Origin of the sequence: Arthrobacter sp. 24S4-2, from assembly GCF_005280255.1 — a bacterium.
Lineage (GTDB): Bacteria > Actinomycetota > Actinomycetes > Actinomycetales > Micrococcaceae > Arthrobacter.
Genome location: NZ_CP040018.1, coordinates 1006993 through 1022956 on the forward strand (window position 1 = coordinate 1006993; position 15964 = coordinate 1022956).

A 15964-nucleotide genomic window follows, 5' to 3' on the forward strand; every position below is an offset into this window, starting at 1 on the left:
CCACCGGTCCGTCCCGGGCCCTGTCAACCGCATCACCGCAGTCATCCGCCGGCGCACCCCAGGCTGCGATGACCCACCGCCAGATCATGGAGGCCCTCACCGGGCTGCTGGCCGCGTTCTTCACCGCTATTATCAGCAGCACCATCGTGGCCAACGCGCTGCCGACGATCATGTCCGAGCTCAAGGGCACCCAGACCGACTTCGCCTGGGTCATCACCGCGGCATTGCTCGCCAACGCCGCAACCACGCCCATCTGGGGCAAGCTGGCGGACCTTTTCAACAAGAAGCTCCTGGTCCAGCTGAGCATCGTGATCTTCGTGGCCGGGTCGGTCATGGCGGGCCTGTCCGAGACCATCCCGCTGCTGCTCACTGCCCGCGTCATCCAGGGCATTGCCATGGGCGGGCTGACGGCCCTTGCCCAGGCCATCATCGGCTCGATCATTCCGCCGCGTGACCGCGGAAAATACTCCGGCTACATGGGCGGCGTTATGGCCGTCGGAACCGCCGGAGGCCCGCTGCTCGGCGGATTCATCGTGGACAGCCCGCTCGGCTGGCGCTGGACCTTCTTCGTCTGTGTGCCACTCGCCATCGTTGCCCTGATCCTGCTTCAGATCACGCTCAAACTTCCGCACGTCAAACGCCCCGCCAAAATCGACTGGCTCGGTTCCATCCTGCTCACTTCCGGCGTCAGCCTCCTGTTGATCTGGGTCTCCTTCGCCGGCAACCCGGACTACTACGATTGGTTGTCCTGGCAGACCGCCGCCATGGTGGGCGGCGGCGTACTGCTCCTGGCCCTGTTGGTCGTAGTGGAATCCAGGGTGGAGCAGCCCATCATCCCGCTCAAGATCATCTCGGAGCGGACTACGGCACTGGCCATCCTTGCCTCCGTTGCGGTGGGAGTCGGTATGTTCGGATCCTCGGCCTTCCTGGGCCAGTACTTCCAGGTGGCCCGCGGCGCCACCCCCACCGAAGCCGGGCTCCTGACCCTGCCCATGATCGCCGGCAACCTCATCGGCTCGGTCCTGTCCGGCCAGCTGATCAGCCGGACCGGCAAGTGGAAGCGCTACCTGGTCGCCGGTTCCATCCTCCTCATCGGCGGACTGGGACTGGCCGGAACCATTGACCACACCACCGAGCTCTGGCTGACAGGCGTCTACACGGCCGTCCTTGGGCTGGGCCTGGGCCTGCTGATGCAGAACCTCGTCCTCGCGGTGCAGAACACCGTGCGGGCAACGGACATCGGCACCGCCAGCGCCTCCGTGGCTTTCTTCCGGTCCGTGGGCGGCGCGATCGGCGTGTCCGTGCTGGGCGCTGTCCTGGCCAACCGCGTCAAGGAACTGGCCGCCGAAGGACTCGCCGCAGCCGGAATTCCCGTAACAGGCGGATCCACAGGTGCCAGGATGGACCTCCAGGACATGCCGGCCCCGATCCGGGACATTATGCGCGCCGCCTACGGCGACGCCACGGCGGAAATCTTCCTGATCTCGGCGGTCATCGGCATCATTGCACTCGTGGCTGTCCTCTGCATCAAGGAAAAGCCTCTCCGGCGCACCGTGGACATTGTCCCCGAGCCGGCTGCAGCGAACGACGCCGGCCCGGCCACCGCTGACGGCAGTGCGGTCCCGGCGGCGGGATCCGGCGTCGTGGACCTTGACCGGGAGTTCATCGAGGTCCTCAGCAGGCAGCGTGCCCATGAGTCCCGGTTCCCAGAGGCCGCCCGTGAGGATCGCCGCGCTGTCCGCGAGGAACACTGGAACGGCGACGGCGACACCCGCGCCGCCGGGCGTGAAGGGACCCGCGCGCGGAGCCGCACACTGGTGGCGGACTCACGCCCGGAAGCGGCCGACGTCGTGCCCCTCCTGCTGCAGACCCAGCAGTTGCTGGCCGAGCAGCAGCTGCAGCTCGCGGAGGCGCTCCGCGCCGTCCACGAACAGTCGGCGGAGCAGCGCGAGATCGCGGCCGGGCAGGGCCGCATCAGTGAAGAGCTCGCCACGCTACGCCGGCAGCTCGCCAAGGAGAGGAAGCTCCAGCGCGCCGCTGCAGACTACATCGCCACGCACGGGCGGCACACGAGCGAATAAGCCGCGGCGCTGCCATCCGACGGCGGCTCCGGACTTTCGGGGCCGGGCTTTAGGGCTTCTCGCTCAGGGCTCAGGGTTCAAGAACCGGGGACGCGACCACAACCACGTTCTTTCCCCAGAGATCTTGCGCGTAGCAGCTGATCAGGACAAGGCGGTTGGGTACGGCATTCCAGATGGGACTGTCTTTGAGGGCTGACTTCCCGTAGGTGTCGACGGAGTCCACCCGGTAGCGGATGGTGCCCGCCGCCGTCGTGGCTTCGAAGATGTCGCCCGGGGTGCTCCGGGAGCTTAGCCGGTTGAATGGAGCCTCGCGGTCCTCCCAGCTGTGCCCGAGGATGTACGTCGTATTGGTGGAGCCGGTGCCGGGCGTGCCGAAGTTCGTCACCCAGTACCCGTCCATGGTGATCGGGGGCACGATTGCCTGGGAATTGAGCTCGTCCTGGCTCGGGCTCAGGGGATGAACGACCACGTCCAGTCCGGCCGCCGGGTACACAATCCGGGTCGGGGCCGCTGCCGGCGGGAAGCTGGCCGGAAGGCTCGGACGCGGTGGCTGTGCGGCGGGGGAGGCGGACGCCTTGCTGCCCTTGACCGCAGCACCCGCGCCGTTCCACGGAAACGTATCCGGCGGCGCCGTCTCGCTCGGCGAGGCAAAGCTGGGGGAGCTGAACTGCGCGACTGCGGCCGGCCGGCCGCCGGCGCTGCTCCCGGGAGCCACAACACCGGGCAGGAACGTCAGCACGAAAAAGGCCACGACGCCGGCCGCCAGCAGCAGCAGGTCCCCGCGGTTCAGGGGCCGGTTCTTGAAGGCAACGTTCTTGAGGGAAAGGTTCTTGAAGGAGAGGTTCTTGAAGGGCAGGCCTTTGGGGGACAGGCGTCGCCGGGACAGGACTTGGAGTGCAGATCTTGCCTGGGGCAAGATTCTCAGCGACGGGTGCCGGATGGGCAACCGGTCGAAAGATAAGCGCTCCCAATGCAACAGTTGTCCGCGCCAATTTTCCAGCCGCAACCAGTCTTGTTGCCATTTTCCGAAGCCGCGTGGTCCCGCCGTCGCGGAATCTGGGGCCATGGGATTTGCAGCCCCGTGGGCAGTTGCCTTAGCGTCAGCAGCCCCATCGTCAGCGGCCCCATCGTCAGCGGCCCCATCGTCAGCGGCCCCATCGTCAGCGGCCCCATCGTCAGCGGCCCCATCGCCAGCAGGCGCGTGGTCAGCACGCGCGGCGTGCGCGGCCTCCGCGTAGCGCGACGCGTGGTCGCGAACAGTGCGGCCTGGGAAGAACATGTGGGCTCCTTCGGGTTCCCTGTGCGTCCACGGGCACCCACCGTGCGGTGGGTGCCCGTGCCGGCCTCAGGCTCGGCCTAGTCCGCCGAGGAGATATCCTGCCGGCGTCCCCCGCGCCTAAGGGCAACTGCCGCCACAGCCGTGAGCAATGCCGCAAGACCGCCAAACCAGGCCGGAATTCCGGCCTGCGGCTGGCTGCCAGCCGCCGTCTGGGCGTTGAACCCGCGGTTCACCACCGGGGCCGGTGCCGCTGCTGCTCCCGCCGGTACAACAACCGGAGGGACAACAGCCGGAGGGACAACAGCTGGAGGGACAACAGCCGGCGGTGTCACAACGGGAGGGGTCACGGCCGGTGGGGTTTCGGCCGGTGGGGTTTCGGCTGGTGGCGTCTCGACCGGTGGTTTCTCGGCCGGCGGCTTTTCGGCCGGCGGCTTCTCATGGTCCTTTTCCTCGCAGCCGCCGGCGGGGACCGGATAGATGTCCGCCCGGCCGTTGTGCCCGTCCTTGTGTCCGTTGAACCACGCCTTTTCCGGAATCGTGATCTCGACAAACGGGTTCTTCTCAGATCCCGTCGCATGGCAGATTGTCATTTTCTTCGAGTGGTCTTCCTTCGGCTCATCATCACCTTTTGAGCCTCCAGGGCAGCCGGCTGCTGGCGCCGGAATAATGTCGCCCGTGTGCGATGCGTGGCCGCCATTTCCTTTCACTGCGTTTTCGCTGACTGAGATCTGCACAAAAGGGTTGCTTTCAGAGCCCGTCGCGTGGCAGATGCTGATCTTGTCGCCGCCGGCATTTGCCGGGGCGGTGGCGCCAATTAACGCAAGGCCAGCAATTCCGGCCGTTGCGAGGATTCTCTTCATGGGATTCTCCATCTGGATCATTGGGGACTGACCAGACTGCGGGAGGGGAAGCCCCATGGAGGAGCCGACCGTTGTCCGTAGGTGCCCAGATCGCCTGCGGCTCTCCTGCAGAGTTGTCAATTAACTGACGATTTCACGCTAAGCCTCAGGCACGGTGGTAGTCGCGAGTGGCCAATACTGGACTGGGCACTCGCTTTTCACTGCCGTCCCCCTCGGAGCGCGGGATAACACCCGTTTCATGCGTAACAACCCGCACCTTTGCGCGGTTTAGCGCCGGCAGGGATACTCCGTTCGGATGATATTTGCGGGGTTATGTTTCGCATAGGCAACGGATTTCGTAGAGTGGGAAGGCTAAGAGTGTCAGCCCCTGCTGGTATTACTTCTCTCATCCACTTCGCGCGCTTCCCTAAGGACACCCGGGCATGCTTGTCACCCTCATACGGCGCTATTCCAAGCCGTATTTGCCGTATATCGCGGCTGTCATTGTTTTCCAGTTGGCATCCACCATCGCGGCCCTCTACCTTCCCAGCTTGAATGCACAGATCATCGACGAGGGCGTCTCCCGCGGGGACACCGACTACATCTGGCGGACCGGCGGCATCATGCTCGGGGTCGCGCTCATCCAGGTGGCCACTGCCATTGCAGGTGTGTACTTCGGTTCGAAGGCGGCCATGGCCTTCGGCCGTGACCTGCGGCGTGGAGTGTTCCGCAAGGTCACAAGCTTTTCGGCCAAGGATGTCAACGTCTTTGGCGCACCCACCCTGATTACGCGCGGCACAAACGACGTCCAGCAAGTCCAGATGCTCGTCCTGATGGGGCTGAACTTCATGGTGGCCACGCCCATCATGTGCATCGGCGGCATTTTCATGGCATTGCGCGAGGACCTCAGCCTGTCCTGGCTCGTCTGGGTTTCCGTTCCGGTCCTGATCGCTGTCGTGGGTTACCTGGTGGTGCGCCTCATGCCGCTCTTTCGCTCCATGCAGACCAAGATCGACCGCATCAACGGCATCCTTCGCGAGCAGATCATCGGCATCCGTGTGGTTCGTGCGTTCGTCCGGGAACCCCACGAGACAGTGCGGTTTGGCGAGGCCAACAGGGAACTAACCGATGTCTCACTGAAAATCGGTTCCCTTTTCGTCCTCATGTTCCCGGCCATCGGCATGATCCTGCACGTCTCCACCGCTGCCGTGCTGTGGTTCGGCGGCCAGCGCGTGGACGCGGGCGAGATGCAGGTCGGTTCCCTCACTGCCTTCCTGCAATACCTCCTCCAGATCCTCATGGCGGTCATGATGGGCACTTTCATGGCCATGATGATTCCGAGGGCTTCCGTCTGTGCCGACCGCATCGGCGAGGTGCTCGACGTCGAGCCGTCCATCCATGAACCGGTTGTTCCGGTGGCGCCCACGAACAGGACAGGACGCGTGGAGTACCGCAACGTCTCGTTCGCCTACCCAGGTGCCGAGGAACCCGTCCTCAGCAACATCAGTTTCACCGCCGAGCCGGGCCAGACGGTGGCCATCGTGGGTTCCACCGGCGCCGGCAAGACCAGCCTGCTGTCCCTGCTGCCGCGGCTCTACGACGTCGCATCCGGCGAAGTACTGCTCGACGGCGTGCCCGTCACGAACCTCGATCGCTCCGAAATCACCGGCAGGGTGGCCATGGTGCCCCAGCGGCCGTACCTTTTCTCCGGGACCATCGAACACAACCTGCGCTTTGGCAAGACGGAGGCCACGGACCAGGAACTGTGGGATGCACTCACGGTGGCACAGGCCGCGGATTTCGTCCGCGAAAAGAAAAACGGCCTCGGGTCAAGGATCGCCCAGGGAGGCACCAATGTCTCCGGCGGACAGCGCCAGCGGCTCTGCATCGCACGTGCCCTGGTGACCCAGCCCAAGGTCTACCTGTTCGACGACTCCTTTTCAGCCCTCGACGTCGCGACAGACGCCAGGCTCCGCCGCGCACTCAGAGCTAAGACCGCTGACGCCACCGTGATCATCGTGGGCCAGCGCATATCCACCATTGCCGACGCAGACCAGATCCTTGTCCTGGACAACGGCCGGATCGCGGACCGCGGCACGCACGAGGAACTGCTGCAAAGTTCCACCACCTACCAGGAAATCGTCGAGTCCCAGCTCACAGCGGAGGAAGTGGCATGAGCACCAACGAGAAACTCCCCGCAGGCCAGGAAAGCCTTCCCGTGGAAGACGATGACTTCTACGAAGAGGAATACAAGCCCACCGAGGCCGACGGCGACATGTTCGGCGGGGCTCCGGCCAAGAAAGCCGAACATTTCTGGCCGTCCGCCAAACGCCTGATGGGACTGCTCAAACCAGAGTCGGCGGGCATCGCCCTGGTGCTCGCCATGGTGACCGTCGCCGTCGTCCTCAATGTGGTTGCCCCTAAGATCCTCGGGCAGGCAATGGACGTGATCTTCGGGGGAGTGGTTGGAAAGCAGCTGCCGGCCGGAGTCAGCATAGACCGGTTCGTGGAGGGCCTGCGCTCCCAGGGCGATACCAACTTCGCGGACATGATCGCCAAGATGGAACTCGTTCCGGGCGTGGGGATCGACTTCCAGAAGCTTTCGTTCCTGATCAGCGTCGTGCTGGTGATGTACTTCGTGGCGAACATATTCACCTGGCTGCAGGGGTATGTCCTGAACGTCCTGGTGATGCGAGTGGTCCGCAAACTGCGCGACGATACCGAGAAAAAGCTCAACGGGCTCCCGCTGAACTACTTTGACACCCGCCAGCGCGGCGACACCCTCTCCCGCGTCACCAACGACGTCGATAACATCCAGCAGGCGCTGCAGCAAGCCTTCGCCCAACTGGTCAGCTCTGCCCTGACGGTCATCGGCATCGTCATCATGATGTTCATCGTCTCCTGGCAACTGGCGCTCATCGCCCTGGTGGCCCTCCCGCTCTCAGGTGTGGCCGCCGGCATCATCGGCTCGCGAAGCCAAAAGCTGTTTGCCGCGCAGTGGAAGAACACGGGCCAGCTCAACGGCCAGATCGAGGAATCGTTCTCCGGACACGACCTCGTGCGCGTCTTCGGCCGCGAGGCGGACATCCTGGAGCGCTTCGACGAACGGAACGAGGTCCTCTACAAGGCCAGCTTCGGAGCCCAGTTCGTCTCCGGCATGATCATGCCGGTCATGCAGTTCGTGTCCTACCTCAGCTACGTCGGCATCGCAGTGGTGGGCGGGCTGCGGGTTGCCTCCGGCGGCATGAGCCTGGGTGACGCCACCGCTTTCATCCAATACTCCCGGGAGTTCACCCAGCCCCTGGGACAGATGGCCGGCATGGCCAACATGCTGCAGTCCGGCGTTGCCTCGGCTGAGCGCGTCTTCGAATTCCTCGACGCCGGCGAGCAGGACGCCGAAACCGCCACCGAGCACCTCCCGGCCAAGACCGACGGCCACGTCGAATTCCGGCACGTCACGTTCAGCTACTCGACTGACAAGCCCCTCATCGAGGACCTGTCCTTCAACGCGGAACCGGGACATACCGTGGCAATTGTGGGCCCCACCGGCGCCGGCAAGACCACGCTTGTCAACCTCGTGATGCGCTTCTACGAGCTCAACTCGGGAAGCATCACCCTGGACGGGGTGGACATTACGCACCTGAGCCGGTCCGAACTGCGGGCCAAGGTGGGGATGGTGCTGCAGGACGCCTGGCTGTTCGGCGGCAGCATCTACGACAACATCAAATACGGCAACCTGAACGCCACCGAAGACCAGGTTATGGAAGCGGCCCGGGCCACGTTCGTGGACCGGTTCGTCCGGGCCCTGCCGGATGGCTACAACACGGTCATCGACGAGGAGGGCAACAACGTCAGCGCGGGTGAGAAGCAGCTCATCACCATCGCGCGGGCCTTCGTGGCCAACCCGTCCCTGCTCATCCTCGATGAGGCAACAAGCTCGGTGGACACGCGCACGGAAGTCCTGGTCCAGAAGGCCATGGCAGCCCTGCGCACAGACCGCACCAGCTTCGTCATCGCCCACCGGCTGTCCACGATCCGCGACGCCGACACCATCCTGGTCATGGAGGCCGGACGGATCGTTGAGCAGGGCAATCACCAGGACCTGCTGGAACTGAAGGGCGCCTACTACCGCCTCTACGTGTCCCAGTTCGCCGGCGAGGACGCTGAGGAAACGTTCGCGGACGACCCGACGGCGGTGCACAGCTGAGCGCCGCCGGCCCGGCTGTTCCAGGTACAGGGCGCATCGAGGTTCTGGTCCCCATGCGCTGGAGCGACATGGACGCGTACGGACATATCAACAATGTGCAGATCGTCCGGATGCTGGAGGAAGCCCGCATCGCGGCTTTCGGGCCGCCCCGCGGTGCCGGACTGCCCGGAGTCGAGCCCAAGGTGTCCCTCTTCAACGACGTGGAGGAGGGCACCATGGCCTTGGTAGTGGAGCACAAAGTCCGCTACGTAAGGACGCTCGAGTATCGGAATGTTCCGGCCGTGGTCCAGTTGTGGATCGGTGCCGTGAAGGGCGCCAGCTTCGACATCCACTACTTGGTGCAGGATCCCGTGACCCGCGAGGACTGCGTCAAGGCCACCACGCACCTGGCATTCGTGGACGAGGGCACCGGCCGGGTGCTGCGCCTGACACCCGAACAGAAGGAACGGCTCACGCCGTTCGTGGCCTGAGCCGAAAGCCCCTACCTTTGGGCGGGGCTGCTCCCTATGATCGTCACAACTGATCCTCACGACTGATCCTCACAACTGATCCTCACGACTGATCCTCACGACTGATCGTCCCATCAGTGAACCGCCCGGACAGGCGACGTGCCCGGCAACCATCCCAACCTAGGAGCAACGGCCATGGCCCCCAAGAAAAAGAAGAAGACCTGGAAAGAAATGCCCCCGCTGGCGCGGGCGGGGACCATCGTGGCGGCCGCCGTGCAGCTGTCGCTCCTGATCGCGGCCCAGCGGGACATTTCCCGGCGGCCTGCGGAGCAGATCCGTGGCAGCAAGGCGATGTGGCGGATGGTCACCCTGATCAATTTCGTCGGTCCGGGAAGCTACTTCGCGTTCGGACGCAAGAACTTACCCGCCGCACGTTAGGCGCCCCACGGCATCGCCGGGCAGTAATCGCAGCAATCCGGGGGCTTGCCGCGGCAGCAATCAGGCCGGGGCAGTAATCAGGCGCTGAGCCATGATTCGAGATGGATGTGGTTCGTGGTGCTGTCCGGCAGAAGGATCCAGGCGCAGACATAGAAAGTCACCGCTGGTCCCGGCAGGAGGGCCAGGACCAGGAAAACGATCCGGGCCAGGGTGGGGTCGACGCCGAGCTTGGCCGCCAGGCCGCCGCATACTCCGCCGATCCACCGGTCCGGTCCACGGCTGAGCCCGGTGCCGCGGATGGCGGTGAACATCCTCTGGGTCAGGTCCTGAAACGTCATGGCGTCCTCCCTGTTTTCAGCCAGCCTATTGTCGGTACCCCGTGTGTTCATAGGGCCGAAAGCCACGGCCGGCTCACAACGGGCGTGACGGCAACGGGCGGCCGGACCCACGCAGGGAACCCGCCCGGATCAAGAAACCATACGTAATGGCACGGTGTCTACCCGCAAGTAGCCAGCAGGGGCTTTTGGTGCTGGCGCTCAGGTTAAGCCTGTAAATTTGAAGGCATGACCCCCACCGCGAAGCCTGCCATGACCCGCGCCCCCGGTATCTCCAAGGAGATCGAGGACGCAGCGTGGTTTGTTCTCGGGGCCGGTCTGCAGGGCAAATCGTCGGCGCTGGACGGGCGGACACCCACCTGGACCACGGCCGCTGCCTCGGAGCTGCTCGAACGCCTGGAACGCGGTGTCGCGGACTCCAAGGCGCCTATGATGACCAACCTTCGGCAGAACCTGGCCGACGCCTCCCGCGGAGCCAAACAGCTGGCGGTTGAGTTGCTTTTCCTCCAGTCGCTTCCCCTGGCGCACGAGGTCAAATCGTTGAAGGTGAAACGGGCCCGCGTGGCAGAGGCCGCCTCCTGGCTGGAGCCGCCGCTCGAATTGCCCGAAGAGCTTTATGAAGGCATGACGGACCACGGTGTCATCCGGGACCGCACCGCCGAGTTCAACTGGACCATCTGGGACCACCTGAAGTGGCTCTGCCGTTTCGTGCAGCACGTTGACCAGCAGTCCACGAATGCCATGACCAAGGCTTTGAAGGATCCCCTGGCCTTCCACCAGCTCACGGCAGGGACTCCGGATGACCAGCCGGCGATTCGCCGCAGCATTGAGTACCTTGCGTGGCCCAGCTATTTCGAGCCCGTGGTGGCGGATGTCGAACGGCAGGAAATTCGGGATGCCTTTGCGTCCCTGGTGGGCGGCGCCAAGGGCGACAGCGAAGAGGAGGTCACCGCCGACATCCACCGCATCCGCCGGTACCTGGACAAGCAGGCAGGCCAGCGGATCGACTGGTATGCGCGCCAGCTGGTGAGCCAGTGGCGGAAGGTGGGGGATCCGGGCCGGCGTGCCTGGCTGCTGCGTACCCACCACGACGTCAAGGACCTCTTGGCGGAATGGCACCAGCACGAGAAGGTGACCCTCGACGTCGAGCACCTGCGCCTGCTCGCCCCCGGTGTCACCGCTGGACTGGTGCAGCACGCCGTCGACGAGGACTACAAGCACCTTGGCTATGTGGAGCGCGAGGACAACAAGACCGCTGTCTTTGCCTTCCTGACGGTCATGAAGCCCGGCGACCTCGTCCTGTACCAGCACGCCGGTGCTGTTCGGCTGGGCGGAGTCCTGGGCGAACCGGAGCACAACGACGACAACCGCCGCATGCGCCGCAAGGTCCGCTGGTTCGACGAGGCACACAGCATGGCGGACCTTCCTCGCCACGTCCAGCGCCAGCTGGCCACGCCAGGGATCATCGTGGACGTCACCCGCGTAGTGCAGGCGCTGCAGGCGCTGTTGCCCGCCGAAGCGGAGGCAGAGCCCGACGACGCCGCCGCGCCTGCCGCCGTCGTCGAACCCGTTCCGGAGGGGTTCCGCCCGCTGACGGAAGAATTCGCGGCGTCCCTGCACATGGACCTGGAACCGCTGCAGGAAATCGCCGAACTCCTGGAGGAGAACCGGCAGCTGGTTCTCTACGGCCCGCCGGGAACCGGCAAGACGTACCTCGCCAAGCACCTCGCGGCCGAGCTTGCCGGGGACAGCACCGACGAGCGGGTCAAGCTGGTGCAGTTCCACCCGTCGTACGCCTACGAGGACTTCTTCGAAGGTTTCCGCCCGGACAAGACCGACGAAGGGCAGGTTTCGTTCAAGCTGGTGGCCGGTCCGCTGCGCCGCCTGGCGGAGGAAGCTGCCAAGCCCGGCAACGAAAACAAGCCCTACTTCCTGATCATCGATGAGATGAACCGCGCCAACCTGGCCAAGGTGTTCGGCGAGCTGTACTTCCTGCTGGAATACCGCGACGACCGCATCTACCTGCAGTACAGCCCCAACGAGCCGTTCACCCTCCCGGACAACCTGTACATCATCGGCACCATGAATACGGCGGACCGTTCCATCGCCATGATGGACGCCGCCATCCGCCGTCGCTTTTCCTTCATTGAGCTTCATCCCAAGACCGAACCGGTGAAGGGCTCGCTGCTGCGCTTCCTGCAGGCGCGGGACCTGGACACCACGCCGGCATTACTTCTGGATGCGCTCAATGACGCGATCGACGAGTGGGACCGCGACCTGATGATCGGACCGTCGTACTTCATGAAGAAGGCTGCCCAGACGCCCTCGGGCCTTCGCCGGATCTGGAAGTACGAGCTCATGCCGCTGCTGGAAGAGCACTACCACGGGCAGCTGAACCGGGCCCAGCTGCAGGAGCGCTTCGGGCTTGAGCAGCTGCTGGGCCGCCTTGCGGCCCGCTAGCGGATTGCAGGTCGCTGTTCCGCCGCGGCCTGCGCCGCAGCCATCCAGCTCCTCAAAGGCGGTGCGCCACATCGTTCTGGACGAGCTGTCCGGCGGCGTTGTGGACAAGCTCGACGCCGCCAGCGCCGCCTTCGTCAATGCCAGCGGCCTGGCGAAGGCCTCTCCCATGGGCATGGGCCTCTTCCGGATCGAACCCGTGGGGATGGTGGGGTCCGTCCGGACGCCCTCGGTGCAGCTGGAAGTCCGGCCCAAGGACCGGCTGGGCCTCAGCCGGCTGCTGTTCCTCCTCAGCTACGCAGGGAACCAGGGCTTCCGCGAGGACCCGGTGGCCGCCGTCGAGGATTCGGACCTGTGGAGTGCACTGGCCGAATCGCTGGCACAACTGGCTGACCGCGCGCTGGGCCGTGGAGTCCTGCAGGGATACCTCACGGTGGACGAATCGCTGCGGACGGTGAAAGGCCGGATCCGGATCTCAGACCAGATTTCGCGCCGGCCCGGCATGCTGGTGCCGCTGGAAGTCTCCTACGACGAATTCACCGAGGACATCGCGGAGAACCGCATCCTGCGGGCCGCCCTGGAACGCATGGCCCAGGTTCCGCGCGTGCGGCCTGATGTCCAGAGCCGCCTGCGGCAGCTGAAGGGAAAGCTCGACGGCGTCACTCGCCTGCAGTCCGGAGCGCCACTTCCGCCGTGGCAGGCCACCAGGATGAACAGCCGGTACCATTCCGTGCTTCGGCTGTCCGAAGTGATCCTGCGCAATGCCTCAGCAGAAGCTGGTGACGGAAAACAGCAGACGGCTTCGTTCGTTGTGGACATGGGGCAGGTTTTCGAGGATTTTGTGGGGACGGCGCTCCGCGAAGCCATGGCGGCTCATCCGGGCGAGATGCGGCTGCAGTACAACGCCCTGCTGAACGAGGCGGTCCGCGACTCGGACCGGCTCACGGTGAACCCCGACGCGGTGCACCTCCTTGGTGGGCGCCCTGTGGTTGTCTACGACACCAAGTACCGGGCGGCCACCGATCAGGGCGCTTCGCTGTCTGCCGATCATTTCCAGATGCTGGCGTTTTGCACTGCGCTACAGGTTCCTACCGCCTGGCTGGTGTACGCAGGCGCGGGGGAAATGAAGCTCCGCCGAATCCTCAACACTGATATCGACGTGGTGGAGTACCCGCTTGATTTGTCCCTGCCGCCGTCGGACATCCTGGCAGCTGTTGCCGACCTTGCACAGCAGTCCTGGGGCGAAGTGGTGCGGCAGGCAGGACTTAATCAATGACCGCGGCCGCGGAGCGGCCCGGCATTGACATGAGGTGCATAAGCAAGGCCCTCTCGGGGTTGCCTCCGGTCTTGCTGAGGCAACGGCGAAGCTGACTGCGGATTTCGGACCCTTCGGGATCCGTCTCCAGCAGGATTGCTTTGATGATGTCCCACGACTGGTGGCGAATCGGCTCAAGATTCACGCGCCCGCTGACGGGCCCCCCAACGGCATGGATCCCGGACCGCGTCTGCCGGGAGTGGCCCTGATGGGCTCCCGGCGCTGACGGCATTTTTTTCGGCATCTCTTACCCTCCTGTGGCAGAAGCGCTCTGGCTTAAAAGCCGGGAATGCAACCGACCGGAATGTAGGGATCATATCGCAGACAGACAAGTCTGTCTGCCCATCGGGATTAGAATGTCCTCCATGGAAGTCGCGGGGAAACGCAACGTACTACGGCCTGCCCCTGAGGGTAAGGCCGCAGTCACTGCTGCCGATGCCAGGGAAAAAATCGTTGACACAGCCTATGAGCTGTTCGCCCGCCGGGGATCCGTGACGTGGGCGTCAATGAGCTGATCAGCCGGGCAGGAGTGGCCAAAGCAACGTCCTACCGCTACTTTGCCTCCAAGGACGAGCTGGTGCTCGCCTTCCTGGAACGGCGCGACAGGGATTTTCGATGTCTCCCACGATTAGTTCCGGCGGGACGATTTCGAGGCCAGCTCCTTCATTAGCATCCTGCTGGAAATGGGTGCCGGCCATCCCCTGGGACGCGCAAGCTTCGGCTATCTGGCCAAGGCCCGTGGCCATATCAAGCGGCTCGCTGACGAGGCCGGGCTCAGGGACGCCGAGGATTACACGCCCTAGGCCCGCCGCATCCCTGGCCGGGCCGTGTTCCCCGGAGTCCCCTAGACCGGGACCCGAACGGTGAAGGTGGTTCCGTGTCCCAGGGCGCTCCGCAGCTGGATGGTGCCGCCGTGTGCTTCAACAATGGCCTTGCTGATGGACAGGCCCAGCCCCACTCCCGGGATCGAGGTGTTCCGCACGTTGCCGGTCCGGAAGAACTTGGTAAACACTTCCCCCTGGTCCTTTTCGCTCATGCCCATTCCCGTGTCGCTCACCCGGCACACGAGGTGGTTTCCTTCCGATCCGAGAGACACCACCACGTCGCCGCCGTTGGGTGAATACTTGATCGCGTTGGAAACCAGGTTGTCCAGCACCTGGGACATACGGGCGGAATCCACGTGCGCATCCAGGCGCGCCGGGGTGTCCGCGCGGAGGTCCACGTTGGCTTCGGCGGCGCGGGGGAGTGCGGCGCTGACGCTGGCCCGTACCAGTTCGGCCACATCAACGGCCTGCGGGCTCACAATGAGCTGGCCGTTCCGGCTGGCCAGCAGATCCGATACCAGGCCCAGCAGCCGCTCCGCGTTCCGGCGAATGATCTGCAGCGGTTCTACATTCGATTCCGGCAACTCGTCCCCTTCATCCAGCAGCAGTTCCACGTAGCCCAGGATCGAGGTCAGCGGCGTCCGGAATTCGTGCGAAACGTTGGCGACAAAGTCATCCTTCGCCGCCAGGGCATTGACCAGGTCGGTGACGTCGCTGAACACAATGACAGAGCCGGCGAACGTACCGTCGTGGTCCTTCATGGCGCGTGCGCTGGTGGTGATGGCGCGCTGTTCACTGCCGCTGCCCAGCCACACTAGGTTGTCCGTAAAGTTCTCGCCGTTCACCGCGCGCCGGACAGGCCGCGACTCCACCGGAACCTCCGTGGTCCGGTCCGGCTGGAAAACCAGGAGCTGGGATTCGTTGGGATCGGAGTTTCCCGCCGGTGCGGCGAGTCTGTGGTTCGCGCGCTGTTTCCGGTTCATCAGGATGTCATTCCCGTCCGCGTCCACAGCCAGGACGCCCAGGTGAACGGTTTCCAGCACCGAATTCAGCAGCCCCTCCTGCCGTTTGCTGTCCTTCAAGGCGATCCGCAGCTGCGCATCCTTTTCCTCCAGGTCGCGCTGCTGGCGGACCATGCTGAGCGTCAGCACGCTCACTGACACGCCGATGCCCAGCGTCATCACCGGCAACAGCAGGGACTTCGCCAAGTCCTGGCCGGTGACGTCGCCGCGAATGAACAGGGGCACCCAGATGATGCCCAACGGCGCGAGGAACGACATGAGGAGGGCCGTGCGGGGATACACCCCCGACGCGCACAGCCAGATGACCGGAAATACGGACAGCAGGCTGATGCCAGTCAGGCTCTCTTGTCCGCCTTCACGCCCCAGTGCGATGGAAACGAAATCCAGTAGCGGAATCACCAGAAAGGTTTCGAAGGGCAACCGCTCCCAGGGAACGGCGAAGCAAAGTATCAGAAGCAGGGCCTGCGTGGCCAGGAATGTCAGGAAGAGGGGATTCCCCAAAGTTTCCGGGAAAAACAACAGCACTAACGCTGCGGTGAGCCCTGCGGTGATGGACAGCGGCATCTGGCTCAGTGCCACCCGCCCCCGCAGCGAGTACTCGTGGAAGGCCCGGCGGAAGAACAGTATCCGGCCGGATGCAATGTCCCACGTGAGGTTGCCGCTCATGGTCGGCTGGAAAAGGACGTGCGGATTACTGGACGCATACAGTCAGGATATC

General features: G+C 64.4%; 12 protein-coding genes and 1 pseudogene. 9 read left to right on the plus strand and 4 right to left on the minus strand.

Annotated elements, in window-relative coordinates; all coding sequences use genetic code 11:
• Nucleotides 1-68: 68 nt before the first annotated feature.
• On the plus strand, nucleotides 69-2081 hold the full coding sequence (locus FCN77_RS04760) for an MFS transporter (protein ID WP_254678993.1): 2013 nt from the start codon (nucleotides 69-71) through the stop codon (nucleotides 2079-2081).
• Nucleotides 2082-2151: 70 nt separating this feature from the next.
• On the opposite strand, the gene FCN77_RS04765 is transcribed toward FCN77_RS04760, so the two are convergent.
• Entirely contained in the window at nucleotides 2152-2997 is an 846-nt protein-coding gene (locus tag FCN77_RS04765; protein WP_254678845.1) for a class F sortase, read from the minus strand.
• 165 nt (nucleotides 2998-3162) lie between these two features.
• Here FCN77_RS04765 and FCN77_RS25800 point away from each other — a divergent pair, with 165 nt between their 5' ends.
• Nucleotides 3163-3441, plus strand: coding sequence for a hypothetical protein (locus FCN77_RS25800; protein WP_175417135.1), 279 nt, complete (start codon nucleotides 3163-3165; stop codon nucleotides 3439-3441).
• On the opposite strand, the gene FCN77_RS04770 is transcribed toward FCN77_RS25800, so the two are convergent.
• A complete protein-coding gene (locus FCN77_RS04770) occupies nucleotides 3438-4220 on the minus strand; it encodes a hypothetical protein (RefSeq protein ID WP_137321342.1) in 783 nt (260 codons plus the stop codon). The two genes, FCN77_RS25800 and FCN77_RS04770, sit on opposite strands and share 4 nt — an antisense overlap.
• Before the next feature lie 422 nt (nucleotides 4221-4642).
• Between FCN77_RS04770 and FCN77_RS04775 the strand changes: the two genes are divergently transcribed.
• The 4 genes from FCN77_RS04775 (at nucleotide 4643) to FCN77_RS04790 (ending at nucleotide 9293) form a co-directional block, all read left to right on the plus strand.
• Nucleotides 4643-6376 carry an ABC transporter ATP-binding protein gene (locus tag FCN77_RS04775; protein WP_137321343.1) on the plus strand — a complete coding sequence of 578 codons (1734 nt, stop codon included), beginning with the start codon at nucleotides 4643-4645 and terminating at the stop codon, nucleotides 6374-6376.
• Nucleotides 6373-8406, plus strand: a complete 2034-nt coding sequence (locus FCN77_RS04780) for an ABC transporter ATP-binding protein (RefSeq protein WP_137321344.1) — start codon at nucleotides 6373-6375, stop codon at nucleotides 8404-8406. Before FCN77_RS04775 ends, FCN77_RS04780 begins: the two co-directional genes overlap by 4 nt.
• Nucleotides 8407-8459: 53 nt before the next feature.
• Complete coding sequence (locus FCN77_RS04785) at nucleotides 8460-8876, plus strand: thioesterase family protein (protein WP_137321345.1); 417 nt, start codon at nucleotides 8460-8462, stop codon at nucleotides 8874-8876.
• 174 nt (nucleotides 8877-9050) lie between these two features.
• Nucleotides 9051-9293 (plus strand): PLDc N-terminal domain-containing protein, encoded by a 243-nt coding sequence (locus FCN77_RS04790; protein WP_137321346.1) that lies wholly within the window; start codon nucleotides 9051-9053, stop codon nucleotides 9291-9293.
• A 77-nt stretch (nucleotides 9294-9370) separates the two neighbouring features.
• Here FCN77_RS04790 and FCN77_RS04795 read toward each other — a convergent pair whose 3' ends face one another.
• Nucleotides 9371-9631 carry a PspC domain-containing protein gene (locus FCN77_RS04795; RefSeq protein ID WP_137321347.1) on the minus strand — a complete coding sequence of 87 codons (261 nt, stop codon included), beginning with the start codon at nucleotides 9629-9631 and terminating at the stop codon, nucleotides 9371-9373.
• A gap of 225 nt (nucleotides 9632-9856) precedes the next feature.
• On the opposite strand from FCN77_RS04795, the gene FCN77_RS04800 reads away from it, so the two are divergent.
• From FCN77_RS04800 to FCN77_RS04810, 3 genes and pseudogenes are all read left to right on the plus strand, one after another.
• On the plus strand, nucleotides 9857-12088 hold the full coding sequence (locus FCN77_RS04800; protein ID WP_137321348.1) for an McrB family protein: 2232 nt from the start codon (nucleotides 9857-9859) through the stop codon (nucleotides 12086-12088).
• 61 nt (nucleotides 12089-12149) lie between these two features.
• The gene (locus FCN77_RS04805; protein ID WP_254678846.1) at nucleotides 12150-13361 is read left to right on the plus strand and encodes an McrC family protein; all 1212 of its coding nucleotides are present in this window, start codon (nucleotides 12150-12152) and stop codon (nucleotides 13359-13361) included.
• Between the two features lie 404 nt (nucleotides 13362-13765).
• Nucleotides 13766-14197: pseudogene (locus FCN77_RS04810) on the plus strand (TetR/AcrR family transcriptional regulator); the annotation flags it as partial.
• A gap of 47 nt (nucleotides 14198-14244) precedes the next feature.
• Here the strand turns inward: FCN77_RS04810 and FCN77_RS04815 are convergent.
• Nucleotides 14245-15912, minus strand: coding sequence for a cell wall metabolism sensor histidine kinase WalK (locus tag FCN77_RS04815; RefSeq protein ID WP_137321349.1), 1668 nt, complete (start codon nucleotides 15910-15912; stop codon nucleotides 14245-14247).
• Nucleotides 15913-15964: the final 52 nt, after the last annotated feature.

Coding starts and splice junctions, on each gene's coding strand:
- FCN77_RS04760 (WP_254678993.1), top strand. CDS start 69: ATGACCCACCGCCAGATCATGGAGGCCCTCACCGGGCTGCTGGCCGCG.
- FCN77_RS04770 (WP_137321342.1), bottom strand. CDS start 4,220: ATGAAGAGAATCCTCGCAACGGCCGGAATTGCTGGCCTTGCGTTAATT.
- FCN77_RS04775 (WP_137321343.1), top strand. CDS start 4,643: ATGCTTGTCACCCTCATACGGCGCTATTCCAAGCCGTATTTGCCGTAT.
- FCN77_RS04780 (WP_137321344.1), top strand. CDS start 6,373: ATGAGCACCAACGAGAAACTCCCCGCAGGCCAGGAAAGCCTTCCCGTG.
- FCN77_RS04785 (WP_137321345.1), top strand. CDS start 8,460: ATGCGCTGGAGCGACATGGACGCGTACGGACATATCAACAATGTGCAG.
- FCN77_RS04790 (WP_137321346.1), top strand. CDS start 9,051: ATGGCCCCCAAGAAAAAGAAGAAGACCTGGAAAGAAATGCCCCCGCTG.
- FCN77_RS04795 (WP_137321347.1), bottom strand. CDS start 9,631: ATGACGTTTCAGGACCTGACCCAGAGGATGTTCACCGCCATCCGCGGC.
- FCN77_RS04800 (WP_137321348.1), top strand. CDS start 9,857: ATGACCCCCACCGCGAAGCCTGCCATGACCCGCGCCCCCGGTATCTCC.
- FCN77_RS04815 (WP_137321349.1), bottom strand. CDS start 15,912: ATGAGCGGCAACCTCACGTGGGACATTGCATCCGGCCGGATACTGTTC.